The 23,269-nt window shown below is 35.8% G+C and carries 22 protein-coding genes and 1 pseudogene; 13 read left to right on the top strand and 10 right to left on the bottom strand.

The genetic code is table 11. From position 1 onward, the window contains the following. Positions 1-32: 32 nt before the first annotated feature. Positions 33-449, top strand: coding sequence for a hypothetical protein (locus tag ACQV2T_RS07730; RefSeq protein WP_428872761.1), 417 nt, complete (start codon positions 33-35; stop codon positions 447-449). Between the two features lie 48 nt (positions 450-497). Here ACQV2T_RS07730 and sdaAB read toward each other — a convergent pair whose 3' ends face one another. The 5 genes and pseudogenes from sdaAB to ACQV2T_RS07705 form a co-directional block, all read right to left on the bottom strand. Then, positions 498-1,187 (bottom strand): L-serine ammonia-lyase, iron-sulfur-dependent subunit beta, encoded by a 690-nt coding sequence (sdaAB, locus tag ACQV2T_RS07725; RefSeq protein ID WP_428874941.1) that lies wholly within the window; start codon positions 1,185-1,187, stop codon positions 498-500. Between the two features lie 57 nt (positions 1,188-1,244). Continuing rightward, a pseudogene (gene sdaAA, locus ACQV2T_RS07720) lies at positions 1,245-2,114 on the bottom strand (L-serine ammonia-lyase, iron-sulfur-dependent, subunit alpha); the annotation flags it as partial. 113 nt (positions 2,115-2,227) lie between these two features. After that, on the bottom strand, positions 2,228-3,184 hold the full coding sequence (locus ACQV2T_RS07715) for a DUF697 domain-containing protein (RefSeq protein ID WP_428872762.1): 957 nt from the start codon (positions 3,182-3,184) through the stop codon (positions 2,228-2,230). Positions 3,185-3,267: 83 nt separating this feature from the next. Then, the gene (locus ACQV2T_RS07710) at positions 3,268-3,723 is read right to left on the bottom strand and encodes a threonine/serine exporter family protein (RefSeq protein ID WP_428872763.1); all 456 of its coding nucleotides are present in this window, start codon (positions 3,721-3,723) and stop codon (positions 3,268-3,270) included. Next, a complete protein-coding gene (locus tag ACQV2T_RS07705; RefSeq protein WP_428872764.1) occupies positions 3,714-4,505 on the bottom strand; it encodes a threonine/serine ThrE exporter family protein in 792 nt (263 codons plus the stop codon). Before ACQV2T_RS07705 ends, ACQV2T_RS07710 begins: the two co-directional genes overlap by 10 nt. A gap of 113 nt (positions 4,506-4,618) precedes the next feature. Between ACQV2T_RS07705 and ACQV2T_RS07700 the strand changes: the two genes are divergently transcribed. Both ACQV2T_RS07700 and mutY read left to right on the top strand, forming a co-directional pair. Then, the gene (locus ACQV2T_RS07700) at positions 4,619-5,569 is read left to right on the top strand and encodes a RecX family transcriptional regulator (RefSeq protein ID WP_428874895.1); all 951 of its coding nucleotides are present in this window, start codon (positions 4,619-4,621) and stop codon (positions 5,567-5,569) included. A gap of 4 nt (positions 5,570-5,573) precedes the next feature. Further along, complete coding sequence (mutY, locus tag ACQV2T_RS07695; protein WP_428893477.1) at positions 5,574-6,773, top strand: A/G-specific adenine glycosylase; 1,200 nt, start codon at positions 5,574-5,576, stop codon at positions 6,771-6,773. Between the two features lie 91 nt (positions 6,774-6,864). On the opposite strand, the gene ACQV2T_RS07690 is transcribed toward mutY, so the two are convergent. Together ACQV2T_RS07690 and ACQV2T_RS07685 are read right to left on the bottom strand one after the other, a co-directional pair. After that, the gene (locus ACQV2T_RS07690) at positions 6,865-7,431 is read right to left on the bottom strand and encodes an NADPH-dependent FMN reductase (RefSeq protein ID WP_428872767.1); all 567 of its coding nucleotides are present in this window, start codon (positions 7,429-7,431) and stop codon (positions 6,865-6,867) included. Further along, on the bottom strand, positions 7,431-8,570 hold the full coding sequence (locus tag ACQV2T_RS07685; RefSeq protein ID WP_428874894.1) for an LLM class flavin-dependent oxidoreductase: 1,140 nt from the start codon (positions 8,568-8,570) through the stop codon (positions 7,431-7,433). Before ACQV2T_RS07685 ends, ACQV2T_RS07690 begins: the two co-directional genes overlap by 1 nt. A gap of 204 nt (positions 8,571-8,774) precedes the next feature. Here ACQV2T_RS07685 and ntdP point away from each other — a divergent pair, with 204 nt between their 5' ends. From ntdP to ACQV2T_RS07660, 5 genes are all read left to right on the top strand, one after another. Continuing rightward, positions 8,775-9,320, top strand: a complete 546-nt coding sequence (gene ntdP, locus ACQV2T_RS07680; RefSeq protein ID WP_090289229.1) for a nucleoside tri-diphosphate phosphatase — start codon at positions 8,775-8,777, stop codon at positions 9,318-9,320. A 108-nt stretch (positions 9,321-9,428) separates the two neighbouring features. Continuing rightward, positions 9,429-11,315: a type I pullulanase gene (gene pulA / locus ACQV2T_RS07675; protein ID WP_428872769.1), complete on the top strand. Its 1,887-nt coding sequence runs from the start codon at positions 9,429-9,431 to the stop codon at positions 11,313-11,315. 301 nt (positions 11,316-11,616) lie between these two features. After that, positions 11,617-13,407 (top strand): glutamine--fructose-6-phosphate transaminase (isomerizing), encoded by a 1,791-nt coding sequence (glmS, locus tag ACQV2T_RS07670; protein WP_428875769.1) that lies wholly within the window; start codon positions 11,617-11,619, stop codon positions 13,405-13,407. A 132-nt stretch (positions 13,408-13,539) separates the two neighbouring features. After that, entirely contained in the window at positions 13,540-14,445 is a 906-nt protein-coding gene (locus tag ACQV2T_RS07665) for a YitT family protein (protein WP_428872773.1), read from the top strand. A 123-nt stretch (positions 14,446-14,568) separates the two neighbouring features. Continuing rightward, positions 14,569-14,937 carry a Spx/MgsR family RNA polymerase-binding regulatory protein gene (locus ACQV2T_RS07660; protein WP_428874892.1) on the top strand — a complete coding sequence of 123 codons (369 nt, stop codon included), beginning with the start codon at positions 14,569-14,571 and terminating at the stop codon, positions 14,935-14,937. 43 nt (positions 14,938-14,980) lie between these two features. On the opposite strand, the gene ACQV2T_RS07655 is transcribed toward ACQV2T_RS07660, so the two are convergent. The 3 genes from ACQV2T_RS07655 to ACQV2T_RS07645 form a co-directional block, all read right to left on the bottom strand. After that, positions 14,981-15,583 carry a TVP38/TMEM64 family protein gene (locus ACQV2T_RS07655; protein ID WP_428893476.1) on the bottom strand — a complete coding sequence of 201 codons (603 nt, stop codon included), beginning with the start codon at positions 15,581-15,583 and terminating at the stop codon, positions 14,981-14,983. Positions 15,584-15,672: 89 nt separating this feature from the next. Further along, positions 15,673-16,599 carry a selenium metabolism-associated LysR family transcriptional regulator gene (locus tag ACQV2T_RS07650; protein ID WP_428872777.1) on the bottom strand — a complete coding sequence of 309 codons (927 nt, stop codon included), beginning with the start codon at positions 16,597-16,599 and terminating at the stop codon, positions 15,673-15,675. Between the two features lie 104 nt (positions 16,600-16,703). Further along, positions 16,704-17,852, bottom strand: coding sequence for an aminotransferase class V-fold PLP-dependent enzyme (locus tag ACQV2T_RS07645; protein WP_428875766.1), 1,149 nt, complete (start codon positions 17,850-17,852; stop codon positions 16,704-16,706). A gap of 199 nt (positions 17,853-18,051) precedes the next feature. Between ACQV2T_RS07645 and ACQV2T_RS07640 the strand changes: the two genes are divergently transcribed. The 5 genes from ACQV2T_RS07640 (at position 18,052) to ACQV2T_RS07620 (ending at position 23,177) form a co-directional block, all read left to right on the top strand. Then, a complete protein-coding gene (locus ACQV2T_RS07640) occupies positions 18,052-19,131 on the top strand; it encodes a sulfurtransferase (RefSeq protein ID WP_428893475.1) in 1,080 nt (359 codons plus the stop codon). A 74-nt stretch (positions 19,132-19,205) separates the two neighbouring features. Further along, positions 19,206-20,432: an ABC transporter substrate-binding protein gene (locus ACQV2T_RS07635; protein ID WP_428893474.1), complete on the top strand. Its 1,227-nt coding sequence runs from the start codon at positions 19,206-19,208 to the stop codon at positions 20,430-20,432. Next, positions 20,413-21,342 (top strand): ABC transporter permease, encoded by a 930-nt coding sequence (locus ACQV2T_RS07630; RefSeq protein ID WP_428893473.1) that lies wholly within the window; start codon positions 20,413-20,415, stop codon positions 21,340-21,342. Before ACQV2T_RS07635 ends, ACQV2T_RS07630 begins: the two co-directional genes overlap by 20 nt. After that, positions 21,332-22,126, top strand: coding sequence for an ABC transporter permease (locus ACQV2T_RS07625; protein WP_428874886.1), 795 nt, complete (start codon positions 21,332-21,334; stop codon positions 22,124-22,126). Before ACQV2T_RS07630 ends, ACQV2T_RS07625 begins: the two co-directional genes overlap by 11 nt. A gap of 10 nt (positions 22,127-22,136) precedes the next feature. Continuing rightward, positions 22,137-23,177, top strand: a complete 1,041-nt coding sequence (locus ACQV2T_RS07620) for an ABC transporter ATP-binding protein (protein WP_428874885.1) — start codon at positions 22,137-22,139, stop codon at positions 23,175-23,177. Positions 23,178-23,269 lie beyond the last annotated feature (92 nt).

Raw genomic sequence — 23,269 nt, 5'->3', positions numbered from 1 at the left:
TTCAGATTAAAGATTATATAGGGAGCGAAAAAATGAAATTTAATATTGATAGATTAAAACAGACTCTCGAAGAATATTCTCGTTTACTTGAAATGGTAATAGTTATAGCTATTACTTTAAGTGTCGCTGTAGGAATGATTGACTTATTTAAATACGGTTATTTAGTTTTACAAGCAGATGTTATAGAAACCTATTCTGTTTTTCAAAATTTTTTAGGTTATGCTTTGTTGCTTTTAGTGGGAATTGAGTTAATTTTTATGTTGCTTTTTCACTCTCCTAAAGCAGTTTTAGAACTGATCTTATTTGTAATTGCTAGAAAAATGCTGATTTATGCGCAAACAATGGAAGATTTGGTATTAGGATCCATAGCTATCTTTATTGTCTTTGCTACTGTTCACTTTTTGGTCAAGAACGAAGATGGCCATTTATTACGAAATGACGAGGAGTAAAAATACTATGAGAAAAGCCTATCCCCATGACTGGGAATAGGTTTTAATTTATTTTACATAGATAGCCTTTAAATCATCAATAAAGCTAAAGCGAAGAAGAAGCTCATCTGTATCTTCTTGGTTAAGCTCTTGGTCCATTTCAAAGATAGTAATAGCGGGGCCATTAATTTTAGCTCTTTGGTGTGTCATGTATGAGATGTTTATATCATGATCTTGTAGGAAGGTTGAAAGGCGACCGATTGTTCCAATTTTATCTTTATGACGGATAATTAAAGTAGGGCGTTCGCCAGAAAAGCGAACATCATATTCATCATATTTGTTGATTTCGATTTTTCCACCACCTACTGATGAGCCAATGATGGTGACGTGGTTATTTGGACCGAAGATATGAATACGAGCAGTATTAGGGTGATAGTTTCCTAGATTACGCTCGAGGAAATTAATCTTTAATCCACGTTCTTCAGCAATATCACGTATATCAGCTATTTCTGAATCACGAGTCGTATAGCCTAAAACGCCGGCTATTAATGCTAGGTCAGTGCCATGACCTTGATAAGTTTTAGCAAAAGAATCCATTAGGGTGAATACGACTTCCTCAGGTTCTTCTCCTAGAAGTTGACGAGCAACATTACCGAGGCGAACGGCACCGGCAGTATGAGAAGATGAAGGACCGACCATTACTGGACCAATAATTTCGAAACCAGATTGGTAAGACGCGCTAACTCCATCCTCTAAAATCTTTTCACCTGTTCCAGATAACTCAACCTCAACATCAGCTACTAATTCATCTGAATTACCAAAGACCTGTTCTTTGATACGACGGGCAGTAGGAGTACCCGCTACACCACCAATGCCTGTTTCTCTTAATGATTCAGGGAGTTCATTACCAATAGCATCCATAGCGTCAATAACTTCATCCGAAGGAATAATGGATACCACATCAGCTAATGCCATATCAGCAGCAGCCATTGCAGTCAGTGCATGAAGTCCATTCCGAATGATACAAGGGATTTCTACTAAACCTGCAACAGGATCGCAAACAAGTCCGAGTGAGTTTTTAAGTGCTAATCCCACTGCATTACCAACTTGCTCAGGTGTTCCACCTTTCAATTCAACTAGGGCCCCAGCTGCCATAGAAGTGGCAGAACCCACTTCGGCTTGGCAACCTCCTTGGGCGCCGGAAATAGAAGCACGGTTAGCAATAACTAAGCCTAAAGCAGAAGCGGTAAACATCGCACGGACTAATTGTTCCTTTTCAAAATTTCCAGTATCAAGCATATGAACTAAACAAGCAGGTAAAATACCGGCAGAACCTGCCGTAGGGGTCGCAACAATTCTTCCCATTGAAGCATTCACTTCATTGACTGCCATCGCATTTGCGACAACTCTTAATGTGAAGGAATCGATTAAAGAGTCATCCTTTTGGGTATATTCAAAGACACGATGACCATCTCCACCAGTCACACCTGTATGACTCATAACAGACTCCAAAGTACCTTTTCTTACTGAATTGACCATGACATCAAACTGTTCTTCCATAGCAACTAACATTTCTTCCTCAGTAATTCCTCGTAATTCCATTTCATTTTGAATCATTACTTGAGAAATGGTTAGTTTTCTTTCATTAGCTTCATCAATTAAACCTTTTAAACTTGTAAATGACATAAAATCAACCCCAATCCAGATACTTATTTTTACTTAGTGCATTATAGCACAGCCTTACTTGTAATTTAACCTTTTTCAGAAAAATATGCTAGCGTAAATCGCTAGCATTGTTATTATATCTTTGTAAACGGATTCCATTTCTTACTATTTTCGATACCTGTTTTTTTAACAGATTTAACGATGGTTTGGATAACTTTTAAACTGCCATCTTTAATAATTTGACCGAGCAATTTTGTGCTTTCAATGGTTGCAGACCGTTTGATAACTTGATTATCAGCATCTTTCAAGCTGCCCAAATAATCCATAGTAACAATTCCCACTCTTAAGGTTAGTAGGGCATTAATGGATCCTTCTAAAATCGAGTTGGCTATTAAATTAGTAATCGAAACAGAGCCTGGAATCATGGATAATAGACTGCCTCCAAGGATGGAAGAGATGAAAGGTTCCATTTGAGCTTCAATAAGATCTAAGTCTTCAATCCCTCTAGCCATTAAAATTGTGGTTGCAACATTAGTGTATATGGAAAGAACTTTTCCGAAACTCGGACGCGTATCATACACTTTGATCAAATGCCAAACCATTTTCATTAAAACAACTAGAACTGTAAGGGCATCTAAGGAACCATTTTGTGAGATAGCAGTTGTTAAGAAAACCATTTGAGCTTGTTTTTTGATTTCAATTAAGCCATGTTCTCTTAAAGAATGATGGGCCAAGTGAATTTGTTCTTCTGCGGATAAGTTTTCGTGAGCAAGCCAATCGTAATTCAGCTCTTTTAAAGTAGGGTTCTTAATTAGTTTGACTAAACTATCTTTTACATACTGATCGTATTCTTCTGGACCTGCTCCATCTGCTAAATCTATTTCTTTAGGCAACTTCATTAGTTCTCTCACAGTTAGGAATGTAAAATAAATTAACATAACAGCTAGAATAAAAATGACTGTGAGTGCTAAGAGAGGATGGATATAAGCTAAATTACGGTATAATTGCATAAATTGATTGAAAATAAAAATAATGGTTATAATTAAAAAAGTTGAGGCTACTACTTTCAGCCATTGGCGCCAATTATTCAAAAAATCACCCCTCGATTTTATAAGTTTAACATTTTAAATAGAAAGATTACTCCGACCATAGACTGACCGATTGAGCATAAAATTTAATCGGCTTGTGACCTTTTATTAAGGTGATATTTATAAGTATCCATAGCTGAATCCACGACAAAGACCGCTAAACCAATGGCAAGAGCAGTCACCAAGGCTTGATAAAAGGACTGACTAGCTGCAATCAAATTGTTTTGCATAAAGTATTCTGCAGTCTCGTAAATGGCAATTCCCGGTACATAAAGAAAGAAAGCAGGAATGTAAAAAACATTAACGACGGTTTTAAACTTACGTGACATCCACTGGCCCATAATACTTACAATAAGACTACCAATAAAAGTAGCGATAAAGGTATTGGTGTGACTTAGAACAAATAAATAAACAGCATATGAAATGATTCCCGGTATACCTGACCAATAAATGAATTTACGTGGAGCATTGACATTGATAGCTGCTGCTACAGTTGCTAGATAACTAGCAACGAGTCTTAATATTAAATGATTTAATTCCATAAGTTAATCACTCCATATGAGATAGCTAAGCCAATTCCGACACCCAAAGCAAGGCTCAAACCTTCCTTAAAAGCATCTATTAAACGAGTTATACCAGTAGAGTAATCCCCGTGAAGCAAATCACGGATTCCATTGGTAAAAGCCGTTCCGGGATAAAGTGGCATTAAAGTGGCACCAATAACAATATTTAGGTTAAAGCGGGTGGTTACATACCAATGGATAATGGGTAAAACAAAGGCTAGTGAACTTGTCATTAAGACATTGACAGCAAAACGGTTGAGACCAAAGTTATCTTCTGATAGTTTAAAAAATAGAATCATGATGGTTGGAATTAGAGCAATCACCAAATCGCCTAAACCACCTTCTAATAAGATAACATAGGACATGATCAAAAGAATTGTCCAAACAAATTGGTTATGGGTGGTATATTCCTGGTCTTGAATGCTGTTTAGTTTCAAATAGGCTTCTTGTGGACTAATACTTTTGTCTAATAATTGACCAATGATTTCATTGACTTGATGGATGATGCGCATGTGATTTTTGCGGTTTTTCACCCTTACAATAATTGTGCTTCCCACCGGGCTTTCTTCTTTAAACTGACTATTTTGTAAAGCTAAAAATAGGCCAGAAGCAGATGAAAAGACAGCGGGTTGGTCAAAGTTACTTAATGAGAGAATTTGGTTAACTGTTCGCTCAACTCGATAACCTTCAGCTTCTGATTGAATCAAGAGGGTCCCAGCAAGAGTGGCTAGTTGAAGAATTGACTGTTCTCTTTTATCCATGAGCAAGCCCCTTTAGTTTTTTGTCTATTATAGCATATTCTCGATAACAGAATAGAAGTCTGAATCAGAGAAGTTGGATAAATCGTGTTACAATAATAAATAGAGGTGATGATTTGAAAATATCAAAAATTCAGGTTCAAAAAAAGAATAAGCAACGCTATTCTATTTTTATAGATAATCAGTTTGCTTTTGGAATCGATGAGGCAATTTTAATTAAGTTTGCTATCAGAAAAGGTTTAGCAGTCGATCAAGAGTTAATTAGAAAAATTTTAGAAGCTGAATTTCATTATCGTTTTTATCAAAAAACGCTAAACTATCTGTCTTATGGTTTGAAATCTGAACAAGAAGTACGTGATTATCTTGATAAAATGATAAAAGAGTCACAAAGTGAGAAGATGGAAGAAAGGCAGGATTTTTCTAAGGAAATGGAATCTAGTAACTGCAAAACGCCACTAGCTAATCCCAGTAAACAACAAAGGAATGTTGACTATGCATCTTTTGACATTTCAGAAAGTTTGATTGATCAAATTATTGACAAACTAAAAGAACAAAACTTAATTAATGATCTTATTTATGGCCAAGCCTATGTACGCACTCAAGCCAATATCAACCGTAAAGGGCCAAGAAACATTTCTTATGAGCTGAAAATGAAAGGTTTAAATGATCTATTAATTGAAGAAGCTTTAATGGAGTATCCAGAAAATTTGCAACGAGAAAACTTAAAAATGTTAGCGGATAAGTTTATTAAAAGTAAAAAACGATTGTCTTTAGCCATGCAAAAAACAAAGTTATACCAACACCTTAACCAAAAGGGCTATGATCGAACAATCATTCAAACCTTTCTAGATAATTATAAAATGGAAGTCGATCCTGAACTTCAGGAGGATCTGCTGGATAAAGAGGGGCAAAAAATTTTTCGCAAAAGATCCAAAAAACATGAAGGCTACGAACTTAAGCAGCGTCTAATTGTCGACTTGCGCCAAAAGGGATTTGAATATCAAGACATTCAAAATTGGCTAGAGGATAATGAAAGTGTGATGAATATGAAAGGGGAGAATGAGTAGTTAAATGAGTAAATTTATAAGTAGTTATCTTGATTGGTCTCCTCAAAAAATTCAGAAGTTTCGCAAAACAGTATTAACTTGGTACGATGAAGAAGGGCGAGACTTACCATGGCGCCACAGCAAAGATCCCTATCAAATTTGGGTCAGTGAGATTATGCTGCAACAAACGCAAGTGAATACGGTTATCCCTTACTATGAGCGTTTTATAGACGAGTTACCAACTATTCAAGCTTTAGCTCAAAGTTCTGAAGAACAACTGCATCAGCTATGGCAAGGCTTAGGCTATTATTCAAGGGTAAGAAATATGCAATTTGCTGCTAAACAAATTATGAATGATTATGATGGCATCATGCCAAAAACCATGAAGGAGCTATTAAGTTTAAAAGGTATTGGACCTTATACAGCAGCAGCTATCGGCTCGATTGCCTTTGGTTTAGTTGAGCCTGCCATTGATGGCAATTTAATGCGTATTATCGCTCGCTTATTTGAAGTAGAGGAAGATATTGGTCAAGCAAAAAACCGTAAAGTTTTTAAAGCCATATTAGACCCTCTGATTGACCCCAAACGACCGGGTGACTTTAATCAAGCTTTGATGGATATTGGAGCTACCGTTATGACACCAAGCAATTACCGGCCTGAAAACCATATCTTAGAAGAATTTGATCAATCTTATCAAAATGGAACGAGTCATCTTTATCCAGTTAAACATAAGAAGACTAAGCAGATAAGACAAGAATGGCTTGCTTATAAAATTATAAATAAAGAAGGGAAAGTTTTAATGCGTCAGCATCAAACCGGAGAATTATTGTTCGGCTTATGGCACTATCCTTTAGTAGAAGTCGATTTGCTAGCTTTAAAAGATGCAAATGAAGTTAAAGAGGCATTCTTTTATACTTATCTCAAGCCAGATGAAATGGTAATGGAATCTGTTGTAGAAAAAATTCAGCAATACTTTAAAGTCAAGATAGAAAAGCTTACTCCAGCAATAAAACATGTTTTTAGCCATCGAATTTGGCAAGTTGGCATTTTAGCGGTCAATTTTGAAAGTAGTGGACAGCAATTACTTGATCAGCTTCATCTAAATGATAGTAGCTTTCGGTGGGTAGCAGAGAGTGATATAAGTCAATTGGCCTTGTCCTCACTGCAGATAAAATTATTAGATAGTAATAAAGCATCTTCTAATGATGACTTACGACTTTTTTAAATGATGCATCAAACAAATAAGTTTTAAAAAATTTAGACCCCTAGCAAAAAGAGCTAGAGGTCTTTTGATTACAAACGATATATTTTAATTATTAAAAGTCATAGGCTTCTTCTTCTTTTTGGCGTTTTAATTCCATAGCTTGGCTAAATAATAAAGTATCTTTAATTAAACCATCTAAACGGTAATGGATGTTTTGATTAATTATTTCACCTTGATGATAGTCAGCTTCTTCAATAAAGACATAAGAAGGAATAACCATAGCTTTCATATATGAAAGTATAGGCTTCAATTGATATTCGGCAATTAAGTAGTGTTTAGGACTACCTGCTGTAATCACCATTCCAACTGTCTTGTCTCTTAAAGCATTTTGTGGTAAAAGATCGAAAATATTTTTAAGTGTGGCTGGGATGGAGGCTTGGAAGATTGGACTACCAATTATGATAGCATCAGCTTCCATGATTGCTTTTGTAACATAAGCACTATCGCCAGTAAGTTCAACATAGTGATGACCATCCGCGAATTCAATATCTTTTTCAGCTAGATCAATCAACTCCACATCAAAGTCTGAATAGTTTGTTTGAATAATCTCTTTAGTGAGGTTCATAGCAATGCGAGTTTTACTACCCATCTTCGAACCAGAAAGTAAAATTAATCTCATTATTCCACTTCCTTTTCCTTGGTCAATTCTTGGACCGTCTCTCTAAATTTAGCGTGATCGGTTGGCTCAGCTTGATCGGCAGCTTTTTGACCAGTATAGCGGCGAACAGCGGGTAAAACTTTAGCCTCTAAAAGTTCTAAGTTCTTCATTAGATGTTCGAAAGGAATTCCACCAAAATCAATTTGAGCCACATAACGGCTGATACCGAAAGTTTCATATTGATAGAGAATTTTCTCAACGATTTCTTGCGGACTTCCAACGTTAAGAATATCATTAAGGTTTTCTGATTGGGCAAAAGCTCGCTTAGGAAATTCTTGACCATTTGAGAAGGTAAAGCCTTTAGAAATGAAAGTATAGGCTTCTTGTCTGGCTTTTTGTGAAGTTTCAGCTACGTATAGCATTCCAGCAGTTGCCACAGGGAAATCTTGGCTTTGATAGCCACTTTCTTCTAAGGCTTCCCGATAAGACTGAATATTAGCTAAATGAATATCGACTGGTCCAGTTAAATGTGCTAAGAAGATAGGGGCTCCTTGACGTCCGGCTTGAATAGCAGATGTGCGATGGCCACCAACTGCGCGCCAAATTGTCAGTTTACGATTTTGATAAGGTCGAGGTAGAATGGAAGCATTCTTCAAAGGTGCTCTAAATTCTCCCTCCCAATTTATAATTAAATCTTCATTAATCTGACGTAAAAGTTCAAATTTTTCTTCGAATAAGGCTTCATAATCGCGCATATTATAGCCTAATAAATCAAAAAGACCTACACGTGAAGCGCGTCCTGCAATGATCTCCATTCTTCCTTTTGAAATAAGATCCAGGGTAGCAAAATCTTCAAAGATGCGAACGGGATCTGAAGTTGAAACGATGGTTGCAGCAGAAGAAAGTTTAATTTTAGAAGTTGCTTGAGCAATAGCTGCTAAGATAACTGTATGCGCTTGGCTAGTAAAATAAGGTTGGTGACTTTCACCGACACTAAAAAGATCTAAGCCAGCCGCTTCTGCTTCAATACCATAACGAATAATTTCATTGACTCTTTGTTCTTGTGAAATACGGTCGCCAGTAATTGGATGAGGTACATGATCACCTAAAGTATATATACCAATTTCTAGTGGTTTTTTGGGGGAAGTGCTTGAATTCATAATAAGCTTCCTTTCTTTTTTTTATTGAACAAATTATAGCATAAATCTCGAATTTTAGGAAATAATTTATTTTAAGGAGAGAATAAGCTTTCTCTTATAAAATGAAATTTGCTCCCATAAAGACAAGCGAGTATGATATAATATTCAAGGAAAAGTTGATAGCCGAATGGCTAATTATTTACACAATAGAAAGTAGGTTCAGTGATGAAGCAGCCCAGAGAAGGTGAATTCATTACTGTTAAAAGTTATAAACACGATGGTTCTTTGCATCGAACATGGCGCGATACGATGGTTTTAAAGACCAGTGAGCAGTCTATTATTGGGTGCAATGATCATACTTTAGTGATCGAATCAGATGGTCGTCGATGGGTGACACGAGAAGCAGCAATTGTATATTACCATCAACATTTTTGGTTTAATATTGTAGCGATGATTCGTAAAAGAGGTGTCACTTATTATTGTAATCTTGCCTCTCCATATGTTATGGACAAGGAAGCGTTAAAATATATTGATTATGATCTTGATATTAAAATGTTTCCAGATGGTGAGAAGCGATTGTTGGATTTAGATGAGTATGAAGTACATAGTCGACGTTATAATTATCCAGTCGAAATTGATCGCATTTTGAAATATAACATTCAAGAGCTGGTCCGTTGGATTGAGGAAAAAAAAGGTCCTTTTAATCCGGCCTTTATCGATATTTGGTATGAACGTTATTGTCAATTGTCACATCGCAAACGTTATAAATAGTTAATAGTAGAATTCACTGAGAGAGATTTTGTGTAAAACGCAATAGAAGCGATAGTAAATCGTTATTCTATTGCTTTTTTTTAAAATAAAGGATGAGAGAGTGAAGGTATGTATACAAAAGAGAGGATTAAAGAATTAGATCAAATGGCATATTTAGGTGCATTAGGAGCTATCTATTCACCTGATAAAACAGTATTTAAAGTATGGGCACCAACTGCTCGCTCCATCCAATTAATTGTTTTTGAAGGTTATTATGGTCAAGTTAAAGATGAACACCTCATGGTTAAGCAAGGCCCTGTATTCCAAATAGAATTAGCAGGGGACCATCATCAAACAACCTACCGCTTTCGTATTGATTTCAAAGACGGGAGCCAAAAGGAAACAATCGATCCATACGCTCGAGCATGTACAGTTAATGGTAGGAGATCAGTCGTAGTTGATTTGAAAAAAACCAATCCAGCAGGCTGGTCGAAAAGGATGCCGTCTTTTCCTCGAGACGAAGCTATGGTTATTTATGAAGTGAATGTACGCGACTTAACGATTCAAGGCGAATCTGGCATTACTGATAGAGGAAAGTATCTAGGATTGACTCAAACCGACACACGAAATCCTGAAGGGGATTCCACAGGGTTAGACTATCTAAGTGAGTTGGGAGTGACCCATTTAGAATTTTTACCTCTTTTCGATTTTGACTCTATCGATGAAACCTTTGAGCAACCAAATGAATATAATTGGGGTTACGATCCTTATAACTACAATATTCCAGAAGGCTCTTATGCAACAGATCCTTATGATCCTATTGTTAGAATTAAAGAATTAAAACAAATGATTCATGCTATTCATCAAAAAGGGATGCGTGTCATTATGGATGTTGTTTATAATCATGTCTACCAAGTTGAAAACCATCCTCTCCACTTAACAGTCCCGCACTATTATTTTCGCTATGACCAATCTGGACAGTTAACTAATGGCAGTGGCGTGGGAAATGATACAGCATCTGAACGTGTGATGATGCAAAAGTTCATCGTAGACTCTGTTCAATACTGGGCAAGTGAATTTCATATCGATGGATTTCGCTTTGATTTAATGGGTTTGCATGATATTGAGAGTTTAAAAGCTGTTCGAGAAGCTCTTGATGCAATTGACCCTAGTATAATTATTTTAGGTGAGGGTTGGGATATGGCTAGTCCCATTCCACCAGATCAAAAAGCTAATTTAAATAATGCTTATAAAATGCCTAGAATAGCTCAATTTAATGATGGGATCCGAGAGGCTATAAAAGGGAATGATTTTAATCCTGAGGCAAGGGGGTTTATTAATGGTGCTTGGTACATGGAAGAACCACTAGTTAATAATTTTCTAGCTCGCTATGATTCTGAAAAATTTAATAATCCCATGCAAGTGATTCAATATTGTGAAGCACACGATAATTATACACTCTATGATCGGTTAATGATGGCTGACCCTTATCATCTACCGGAAATTATTATAAAAAAACAGCAATTAGGATTGGCTTTAGTCTTGCTAGCCCAAGGGATTCCCTTTATTCATGCTGGTCAAGAATTTTTAAGAAGCAAGCAAGGAGTCAGAGATTCTTATAACCGACCAGATGCTATTAATCAAATCGATTGGTCTCTAATGACTCAACATTGTAAAACGGTGGAATTCGTAAAGGGTTTAATTCAATTAAGAAAAGAAGAGCCTCTTCTACGCCAAACTAGCTATGAGAGCTTACGTTGTTCGACAGAAGTAATTCAAGCTTCAGACCAAATCATGGCGGTTCGTTATGCCGGTAAAAGCTATGATCTCTTGTTAATGTTTAATGGTGGTGAAGAATATGCGCACTTTAATGTTCCTTTAGGCAATTATACGATGTTAGTTTACGATGATGTTGTTGATCTTGAAGAAAATGAATATCTTAATCAAATTAAATCGATTAATTTGCTTCCATATTCAACGACGGTTATTAAACGTTTAAAAAAGAGAACAAAATAAATATAATTCAAAAGAGCGTGAAGATTCCTTTTAATCCTTACGCTTTTTTGTGTGAAGTTTTTGACATTTAGTCGTGCTTAGTGTAAGTTTAATAGGCTTTCAGAAAATATAAAAGGAGACTAAAATTGGATAGCGCCAGACCTATTGAAATAGGTGACGAGGATGAGTTTATCGAATTTTCGGCGGATGACTCAAGGCTGTGCAGTCTTTAAGAATAGTTAAAACAAGATCGCGAGAACTTGGACAGAGTCTATTCTATGCACCGAAAGCATAAAATATTGAAAGAAATGAGGCGTATTTTATGTGCGGAATTGTTGGATTTATTGGTGAAGGAAATGTACAAAGAATTATACTTGATGGATTGGCAAAATTAGAATACCGTGGTTATGATTCGGCCGGACTTTATCTTTTAGATCAAGAAGGTAGGGGTCATCTTTTTAAAGAGAAAGGTAGAATTGCCGACCTTGAAAGGGCAGTAAATCAAGAATTTAACTCTAGTATTGGTATTGGTCACACACGGTGGGCAACCCACGGTCCTGCTAATAGAGAAAATGCTCACCCCCATCAATCTAATTCTGATCGCTTTACTTTAGTCCATAATGGTGTGATTGAAAACTATTTAGACTTAAAGAAAACTTACTTAAGTGAAGTATCATTAAAGTCACAAACAGACACAGAAGTAATTGTTGCTTTAATTGCTTACTTCTCACAAGAAGGAATATCTACCAAAGAAGCATTAAAAAAGGTGCTTCAATTGATAGAAGGCTCTTATGCTATTGGATTAATTGATAAAGAAGACCCCACAACTCTTTATGCTGCTAAGAAAAAATCACCATTATTAGTGGGCATGGGAAACGATTTCAATGTAATTGCATCGGATGCAATGGCAACGATTGATTTGACCAGTGAATATATTGAAATTCACGACGGTGAATTATTGATGATTCAATCGGATGGCATTTTAATTGAGGACTTATCGGGTCAAGTCATTGACCGTTCTTCTTATATTGCAGACTTAGATGCTAGTGATCTTGATAAAGGAACTTATCCGCACTATATGCTTAAAGAAATGGATGAGCAAGCTGCTGTAGTTCGTAAAAATATTCTTTATTATCAGAATCAAGATAGTGAATTTACTATTGAAGCTGACCTTTTATCTGAAATTAAGCAAGCGGATCGTCTTTATATTTTAGCTTGTGGGACTTCTTATCATGCAGGTTTAGTAGGTAAAGTGATGATTGAAGACTTGGCGAAAATACCAGTGGAAGTTCATCTTTCATCAGAGTTTTCTTATCACTTGCCGCTATTAAGTCAAAGACCTTTCTTTATATTTATTTCTCAATCAGGCGAAACAGCTGATAGTCGACAAGCTTTAGTGAAAGTCAATGAATTAAACTATCCATCTTTAACTATAACTAATGTCAAGGGATCTACTCTCTCGAGAGAATCGGATTATACACTTTTATTGAATGCAGGACCGGAAATTGCTGTGGCTTCTACAAAGGCTTATACAGCTCAATTAACAGTCTTAGCGATTTTAGCAGATGTTCTTGCAAGCCAAAAGGATTTCTCAATGAAACATGAGTTATCATTAGTTTCTCAAGCCATTGAAAGGGTCCTTACTCAAAAAGATGCTTTAAATTCTTGGGTAAAAAATGGACTTGCAGATAAAGTGCATGCTTTCTATTTAGGGCGTCATATGGATTATTTAGTAGCCATGGAAGCAGCTCTTAAACTAAAAGAAATCTCATACATTCACACCGAAGCTTTTGCTTCAGGAGAATTAAAACATGGAACAATTGCTTTAATAGAAGAGGGAACGCCTGTTACTGCATTAATAACTGACCCAGTAACAGCTTCCATTACGCGGTCTAGTTTAGAAGAAGTGAAAGCGCGCGGAGCCAAAACGTTTGTAATAGCAAGTGAACCATACGCAAGTGAAGGAGACTTTGTTCTTCCATCTGTGCATCCGCTCTTAACTCCAATTGTGAGTGTGGTTGCCTGCCAAATGATTGCCTATTTAGCAACAGTTGAACGGGGGCTTGATGTAGATAAACCACGTAATTTAGCTAAATCGGTAACGGTGGAGTAATTTATAAAAAAGATGAGAAATGACTGAGGTTTTATCCACAGAAATTTAATTAAAAAGTCATCTGAAGGTTCTGTTTTTTAAATCGAATAAACGCTATAATAGATAATGAAATATAAAATTAGGAGCGAATAAATGAAACCGTCAATTTCAAAACTTCAGCTACAGGTGAAACCATGGGCACTTGCCTATTCCATCTTTATGGTTACTTTAGGCTGTCTCGTCTATGCTGCTGGGGTAAACAGTTTTGTAATCCCCAATCATTTTGGTAATGGTGGAGTGGCAGGTATCGCGATTATCTTAAAATATATCAAGGATATTCCTACTGGGACCACAAACCTCATTATAAATTCTTTTATTCTATTGATTGGTTATCGATTTCTTGAAAAACGTACGTTAATTTTTACAATTTATGCCATGATTGTAACCTCCTGGGCTTTAAACACTGTCTTTCCACCTGTTTTTATTTCAGAAAACCGGCTAATTTCGGCAATGGCAGGCGGAGTTGTAATGGGTATTGGTTTAGGATTAATTCTTAAAGGACATGGTTCTTCGGCTGGAACAGATATTATCGCCATGATTTTAAAGAAATACCTTGGGATTAATTTTGCCACAGCTACCTTTTTATTAAACATGTCAATTGTCTTAGCTTCTGGGTTTGTTATAGGTGCTGAAAACACTATTGTTACTATTTTTATGAAATTTTTAACCTCAGCTGCCTTAGAATTTGTTACGGATGGCTTTAGTCGTCGGAAGGCAATGTTAATTATCACTAAAGAACCAGAACAAGTTTGTCAGATGATTACCGAAGAAATTGCAAGAGGGATCACTGTTTTCAGAGCTTATGGTTATTACACCCATAAGGAAAAAGAAGTGTTATATATTGTTGTATCTAAACAGCAAGTGGTGAAAATAGAGCGACATATTGCTTCAATTGATCCAAATGCTTTTGTTACAGTTAGTGATGTTCAAGAAGTTATTGGACAAGGATTTACCTTTTATAATCCTAATAATAAAAATCGCCGTTTTTACGATGAATAATAAAAGAACTCGTCTTCAAAATTGAAAGGCGATTTTTTGGACGAGATAAAAATTAGAGTCAATTTTATAATACTGTGAGCTAATTATGCTATGTATTCTTTAATGAATGACGGAGGGAAAATGATGATTAAAGTATATGGTTTAAAGCAATGTTCAACTTGTCGCAAGATTATGAAGTATTTGCAGGAAAATGGTTTGGAATTGACTGAGATAGAAGATATTCGCGACAATCCCCCCTCTCTTTCGGAATTAAAAGTGGCTTATCAATCGACAGATGGCAATATTCGCAAAATGCTAAATACTTCTGGACAGGTCTACCGAGATATGAAATTAAAAGACCGTTTAGATAGTATGTCTTCTGAAGAAGTTTTAAAGCTAATGAGTAAAAACGGTATGCTAATTAAAAGACCATTTTTAATTGAAAAAGAAAAGGCAAGTAGTGGTTCTAATTTAAAAATAATTAACCGAGTGTGGGAAATTAACAAAGCTTAAAACATAAAAAGAGGTTATCAACTATATAGTGATAGCCTCTTTTTTAAAAGAATGATGTTAACCAATGTAAAATATAAGTTGTTCCAAAACCATAACAAGCTAAGGAAACAGGTTTGCCAAATAGCAAGGATAAAATGAAGTACTTGCGAGTCATAGTAGTGATTCCAGCTCCATAACAGAGAATATCAGCTGGCGAGAAGGGAAAAAACATTAAAAAAGTAAAAAGCCAATTTCCCATGTTTTTTCTTTCGTAAAGTCTGATCATTTTACCATACGACTTATCGCCGAGTATGGCTCGGACAGTAGGTTTTCCATATCTTCTACCAATCCAAAAGTTGACCCAAGATCCGAGATAGATGGGTAACAAATTGAGGACGAAACCCCAAAAGGGACCAAAGGCTAAGATTCCGATGGGAATAGTAATCGCTCCCGGCATAACTGGAATAATGGTTTGGGCTATCTGAATGATAATAAAAATCAAGGGCGCCCAAAAGCCAAAACCTTTAATCATTACTAGCATTTTTCTCTCGTCGGTAAAAACACCTGCTTGAATTCCCCACATAACTAATATGAGAGTAACTATGAGTCCCAAAATATTGAGGAAATGCATCCATTTTCGGGTTAAAATTTGTCTTTTTTCATCCATCGGGTCACACTCCTCAAAAACATTTTAACATATGTTGATGATATGACAATCATAGATGAAAATTAACCAAAATCAGACAGACTTAAGTCTTAATTAATTGATTGATCGGACTGAAAAGGTTCAACCGATAATTGATAGTTACGAATATAATTGATAAAGTTTTTAACGGATTCAGGAAGGTGTGTATTTTTACGATAAACCAAGTAAAAGTTTCGTATAGAATTCACTCCTTCAATATCGAAGGTTAAAACTTCTTTATGTTTCACATCAGGCTGAACAGCTAGCTCTGATAGAATGGAAATCCCAACCCCCAACTTAATAAATTGTTTTATCGTTTCATTATTATTTACTTCAAAAACTTTATTCAGTTTGAGTGGATCGATATCCAACTCTCTCAGTATCAATGCTGATTCTTTAAGTGTTCCTGAACCTTCCTCGCGAGTAATGAAAGGTTTTTCTAAGATCTTCTTAATTGGATAAGCTGTTTCTTTATATTGTATGAATTCTTGATTATAAGGGGTAACAATGACTAATTTATCCGAAAAGAGCTTCTCAAAAGTCAAGTTACTATTCATCGATTGAGAGCCAACAATACCAATATTTAAAGACCCTAGGGCAATATCATTAATAATATCAATGGTATCACTTTGGTGAAGGGAGACCCGCATCTCTTTATTATCTTTGGCAAATTCCGAAAGAGCTAACGGAAGAAGATAAGAAGCAGCAATGGATGAGGCACCGATTGTGATTTCATGGTTGTTTCTTTGAGAAAAGGTGGTTTCAATGTTACGTGACATTTTTAATAAGGATTGTGCGTACTTATAAAATTCCTGTCCTTGGGTAGTTAATTCATGGCTTTTAGTTGTGCGTGAAATTAATTCGATGCCTAATTCATTTTCCAATTGTTTAATGTGCAAAGAGACAGTTGGTTGAGAGAGGTAGAGTTGGTTAGCAGCTTCTGAAAAACTACCCCATTCTACTATTGTTATAAAGGTTTGGATTTGTTTTAATTCCACAAAAGTCACTACTTTCTGATATCGATTTAATATTTATTTTTGATTTTAAGGTGAGAGAGGTATTTATTAGAAAAAATAATAAATAATTGTCGAATCGTTTAAAATTACTCAGATAGATCTTTTTGAATGTCTTTAAGACATTCAACGGCGACCATGAGGTCTTCTTTTTTCGTATAATGCGATAGTGAGAATCGCACAACTCCTTGTTCCTTGGTTCCTAATGCTTCATGCATTAAAGGAGCACAGTGACCACCACCTCGTGTTATAATTTCAGCTCGGTCAATCAGTTCTTCAACTACGATGGCCGAGTCAAAATCGCCTAGATTAATTGAAAGAATTCCACAGCGGTCTACAGTAGGATTAAAATGACCGTAAAATTTTATTTGGGGAATGGATTGAAGTTCCTTATAAAAGATGTTTAAGAGATTCCTTTCATAATCTCTTACTTTATTCACTCCATAATCAATTAAATAATTTACACCTGCTGCAAGACCAGCAATTCCATGACTATTTAAAGTTCCGGCTTCTAAGCGTGAGGGGTAATCAAGAGGTTGATGATGACTAAAGGTATCAATGCCTGTTCCACCTGATTTTAGTGGATGAATCTCTACATCTGGGTGAACATATATACCACCAGTTCCTTGCGGACCTAAAAGACTTTTATGTCCTGTAAAACAAAGAACATCTATGTCCAAAGCTTCTACGTCGATAGGTATACAGCCAATTGTCTGTGAGGCATCTACAATACCTAAAAGATTGTGTTGGTGTAGAATTTGAGTGATTTCCTTGATCGGATTAATGTCACCAGTAACATTGGAAGCATGAGTGATGACCATTCCTTTAGTGTTGCTTTGAATGGTATTATTTACTGTTGCCGGATCAATAATTCCTTTCGAATTGATGCCTAAAATAGTCAGTTCAAGACCATTTTCTTCTAGTTCATAGAGAGGTCTTAGAACGGAATTATGTTCCATGACAGTCGTAATAACATGGTCACCTTTCTTAAATAATCCTTTAATAACTGTATTTAAACTATCTGTAGCGTTATGAGTGAAAATTATTTGCCGAGGGTCTTTGCCGTTAATCAATTGATTCAAAGATTGACGGGCTTGAAAAATGCTTCGAGAAGCTTGCATGGCTGAATCCGAAGAACCTCTGCCAGCATTGCCAGAATGCTGAATGGCGTCAATGACCGCGTCAATGACTACTTGAGGTTTATTTAGGGAAGTGGCTGCATTATCTAAATAAATCATAAGATCTTCTCCTCTTTAAAATTTATATTATCATTCCCATTATATCTTAATAGATAAGGGCCTTCATGGTTAATTTGAATTGATATCGCTTTCATCAGTTATTCTGATAAATGCTCAAGGCTGTTCTAACAAAGCTTGTCGGTGCATATTTGAAGTGATATGATTAGCCAGTAAAAAAATATATATAAGGAGGTGTCTTATGAAAAAAATGTTTTCATGGTTGATGTTGACTGTATTATTTGTTGGGCTTATGCAACCATTTGCTAGAATTAATGCTGAAGATGAAGTTGAAGAAAACACTACCGAAGCTTCAAGTGAGGAGCAATACCCTGTCGATCCGGACAAACAAGTTTATGTTGATGCAGAATGGATTAAAAATGTCTTAGATGGTAATTCAGACATTGAAAAATATGTATTGGCGGAAGTCACTTGGGGCGAAGCCGATGCAAGTCCAGATTATTTGAGAAAACACTTGCCTGGAGCGATTCATATTAATACGGATTCGGTTGAAGAGGGTCCTGTATGGAATTTGCGATCTGCCGAAGAAATTGAAGAATCTTTATTAAAATATGGGATTGATAAAGATACGACGTTGATTTTATATGGACCTGATACAGGTGTAGACCGTGTAGCTTATGCTGCATTGTACACAGGAGTTGAATCCGTTAAAATTCTAGATGGCGGCTTAGCTATTTGGGAAGCAGCAGGTTACGAAATAGAAGAAGGTGAAGTGGTCCCTGCAGCTGTTAAAGAATTTGGAGTCGAAGTGCCTGCTCATTCTGAATATCTTATATCTTTAGATGATACTGTGGATGCTTTAACTAATAATGACAACTTTCGCTTAGTCTCTCTACGTTCTGAAAATGAATGGTTAGGTATAGAATCAGGATACTCTTATATTCCTAAAGCGGGAGAACCTAAAGGAGCAGTTTGGGGACGTCCATTATTGAGGGGCTCTGGAGAAGCTAATAGTTCAGGAATGGAAGATTTTAAAAATGAAGACGGTACAAATAAAAGCTTCGATGAGATTTTGGCTTTTTGGCAAGAAGAAGGTTTTGATGTTGAAAATGATTTATCCTTTTATTGTGGAACTGGTTGGAGATCTAGCCTTCCATTCTTGTTGATGTATGAGCGGGGTTTAGATGTTACCATGTTTGATGGTGGATGGAATGAATGGCAAATGAATGATAATTTGGAAGTTCAAATTGGTGATCCTCAATCAGATTCGGTAAAATATAAAACAGTTGGAGATTTAGAAGAAGGAAAAGAAACCAATTAGAAAGCATCTTCAAAAATACAAGGAAGCGTGCTCGCCATTGACGACGAGCATGCTTTTTATTAAGGAGAATATTAATGAAAAAAATTCTAAAATTATTAAGTTTAGCTGTTATAACCAGTTTAATAGTCAATACTACATATGTTTTTGCCAATGAGGGAGGCCCATTAAACAACTTATCTTTTGAAGAAATAGTAGAGCAAGCAAAAGGAAGTGAAGTTAATTTTTATGGATGGGGCGGCGATGAAAAGCTTAACCAGTGGTTAGATGAAGTATATGGACCAAGACTTAAAGAAAAATATGATATTACGTTAAACCGTATTCCGATGGATATCGATCAAATTTTGAGTCAATTAGTGAGTGAGAAGCAAGCTCAAACTAGCGAAAGTGAAATGGATATGATTTGGATCAATGGCGAGAATTTTAAATCTGCTCGAGAAAATGAACTCTTATATGGTCCATTCACAGAAATTTTACCAAATTATCAAGAATTTATAGATATAGAAGATATAGAAAACAATCAGGATTTTGGCTATCCAATTGAAGGTTTTGAAGCTCCTTACTCAAAATCTCAGCTTGTTTTAATTAAAGATTCAGAAGTAACTAAAGAAACTCCTACAGATGCTGAATCCTTGTTAGCATACGTAAAAGAAAATCCTGGAAGCTTTACTTATCCGGCATTGCCAGATTTTACCGGTTCCGCTTTTGTTCGGAATATTATCTATGAATTTGTTGATTATCAAGAATTTCAAAAGATGGAAACAGATAAAGAAGAGCTGAAAGTTCTCATTCAACCGGCTTTGGATTACTTAAATGAATTGGCTCCTTATTTATGGAGTGAGGGGAAAACTTATCCAAGCGATGGTCCTGCCTTAAACAATTTATTTATGGATGGAGAAGTTGCTTTTCATATCAACTATAACGCTTATGAAATTGCTCGATCAATTGAACAGGGAATGTATCCATCGACTGCCCAATCATTTGTTTTTGAAAAGGGCACAATAGGTAATACTAACTTTATAGCAATTGGTAAAAATGCATCACACAAAGCAGCCGCTATGGTAGCAATAAATGAAATGCTATCGCCAGAAATGCAATTATCAAAATACGAACACCTCGGTCTAATTCCAGTAATCGATAATGATAAATTAAATGATAAATTAAAAGCAGACTTTGAGGAAGTAGAAATTGGCGAGGGGATAATACCACAAGAACAACTTTTATCTAAGCGACTGCCAGAAATGCCCGCACAATTAGTGCCTTTGATCGAAGAAATTTGGCTAGATGAAGTGGCAGGAAAATAAAATGGAGCTTACGAAGAAGAAGCGTTTTTATGCAGTTCTCTTATTTATGCCTCAGTTCATTTTAAGTTTGTTTTTACTGTTAGGTGTAATGATTGGAATAGTGCAGTCTTTTGGATACATTCCTTCTTTAAATTTAAATGAGTTCAGTCTGACTTACTATCAAGATTTATTAAATGATAAACAATTTAAGCAATCAGTGTTTTTTTCATTGAAAATTGCTTTTTATTCAGCTTTTCTTTCAACGATTATGGGTCTAGCTTGGGCTTACTTTTGGCTTGTTCAAGAAAAATTAAGTAGATGGCAACAGACGCTAGTAAAAATTCCTATAATTGTTCCTCATTTAGTGGTCGCACTGTTTACTTTACAACTGTTTGGACGAACCGGAATATTTGCACGAATTTTATTTGCAATGGGAATTTCAAATGCCCAAGCTTGGTTTGATGCATTAATGTTTCAACCAAATGGTTGGGGCATTATTTTTTCTTTTATGTGGAAAGAAATTCCTTTTGTTTTATTTTATTGTTATCCTATAATAAGTTCAATCAATAATAAACTTGGCGAAGCTGCACAGACGCTTGGAGCCAGTCGCTTACAAAGTTTTATTAAGATTGTGCTACCCTTATCAAAAAACACAATCTTAGCTGCCTTTTTCATTATATTTATGTACGCTTTTGGTTCCTACGAGCTAGCAGCTTTATTAGGACCAACTTTACCTAAGGCATTACCAATTGCAGCTTATCAAGCATATATGCATCCTGATTTAAGCCAACGTCCTTTGGCAATGGCATATAATGGAATTTTAATACTCATTAGTTTGATAGCCGTTGTAGTAATTTATCTGATAGCATTTTATCCACAACTAAAGAAACAACTATTCAGTGAAGAAAAGGTGGGTCGAGATGTATCGTAAGACTATTCATTTCTTAATATTTATAGTTATTTTTTTGCCAATTAGTATTTTATTAATCTGGGCATTTACTGCTCGCTGGCCATGGCCTCATTTGATCCCGCACAATTTGTCCCTAAGAGGGTTTGAAAATCTGGTACGGCAACCTAATCAATTACTAACACTTATACTATCTTCAGTATTTATTTCGTCATGTGTAGCCATGCTGTCATCTTTGATTGCCTTAATGACTGCTAGAGCGACGGTAATGGCTAAAGGCTTCTTTAAGAATTTTATTCAGTTGACTATCGCCCTACCTTTTCTAATTCCTGTGATTGTTTTTGCTACAGGTATTCATCAAAAAATGTTTGAATGGGGCTGGGCTAATAAGCTTTGGGGCGTGATATTAGCCCATTTGATTTATTCCTTACCCTATGCTTCATACTTAGTGATTGATGCCTACCATGCGGTTGGCCTTCATTTAGAAGAGCAAGCATGGGTATTAGGAGCAAATAAGTTGAAAGCATTCTGGAAAATAACTTTTCCACTGCTGCTCCCTGTTCTTGCGACCAGTTTGGCTACGTCATTCATTGTTTCTTTTAGTCAGTATTTCCTGACTTTAATGATAGGTGGGGGGAAGATTCAAACCCTATCAGTAATTATTTTTCCTTATTTACAAAGAAACGATCGTACAATTGCTAGCATATACGCTTTGTTCTTTTTAATTATTAGCTTTTTAGTTATGGGACTACTCTCTTGGCTTTCCAATTTATATCAAAGTAAATATGAAAAATTCGACTATTATTAGGAGGTGAACCGTGTCTTTAATCATTAGAAATATATCAGTGAGTTTGGGTCATAACAAAGTCTTAAAAGATCTTAATCTTGAAGTTAAAAAGGGAGAGTATTTAGCTTTACTTGGGCCTTCTGGATCTGGAAAAACTACTTTTTTGAAAACACTAGCTGGACTAATTGAAAATGCTGAGGGAGATATTTTACTTAATCAAACTTCTATTATGAAAGAACCAAGTCATTCCCGTCCAGTTTCGGTGGTTTTTCAAGATTTAAGACTTTTTCCGCATTATAACGTTAAAGAAAATATTGCTTTTCCAATGAGGTTAAAGAAAATGAAAGCTAAAGAGATCGATGAGCGGGTAGCATCTTTATTGAATGATGTGCATTTACCTGGTTTACAAGCTTCTTCCATCCATAAACTATCAGGTGGTCAACAACAAAGGGTAGCACTCGCAAGAGCCTTAGCCAATGAACCTCAGGTTCTTTTGTTGGATGAGCCTTTTTCCGGACTCGATGAGCCTCTTAGAAGGGAGATGGGCCAGTTAGTACATAACTTACATGTTAAAAAAGGGCTGGTAACCATCTTAGTGACACATGATAAGCGAGAAGCGGTACAATTTGCTGATCGTATCGCTTTTCTGCATGAGGGTAATTTAGTGCAAGTGGATTATCCTAAAAATGTCTTTGATCATCCTAAAAATGAATATGTGGGTAGTTTCTTTGGAGTGTTGAACCGTTTAAAAGTTATTGAAGAAAGTAGAAAAGACTGGTTAGAGATGGATTTTAATGTTAAATTAAAAGACTATATTGGCAAAGAAATTTTTGTCAGACCAATTCGTGTGGAAGTTAAGACAGAACGTTTATTTTCCTCTTCCAGTCTCATTTTCCCTGCTAAACTAACCCATTTTTTTGAATACCCAGAGTATGTAGATTTAAAATTTCAATTAATCAATTCAAGTGAACAATGGAGTGTCAATGTCTTGCACCAGTCATTAAAAGATTATAAAGTAGGCGAAAAATATTGGCTTTATGTTAATCATGCAGATATTATTAGTTTTGAATGATAGATTTAAATAGAAAAAGCCCAATTATAAGTTGGGCTTTCAGACTGAAGACAAACCCTTTGTGAGTTAATCTCAAATAAAGGGGTTGTCTT

Origin of the sequence: Facklamia sp. P13069 (assembly GCF_050409405.1) — a bacterium.
Lineage (GTDB): Bacteria > Bacillota > Bacilli > Lactobacillales > Aerococcaceae > Facklamia.
The sequence above is the reverse complement of the archived record's forward strand: the minus strand, read 5'-3'. Positions and strand labels throughout refer to the sequence as shown.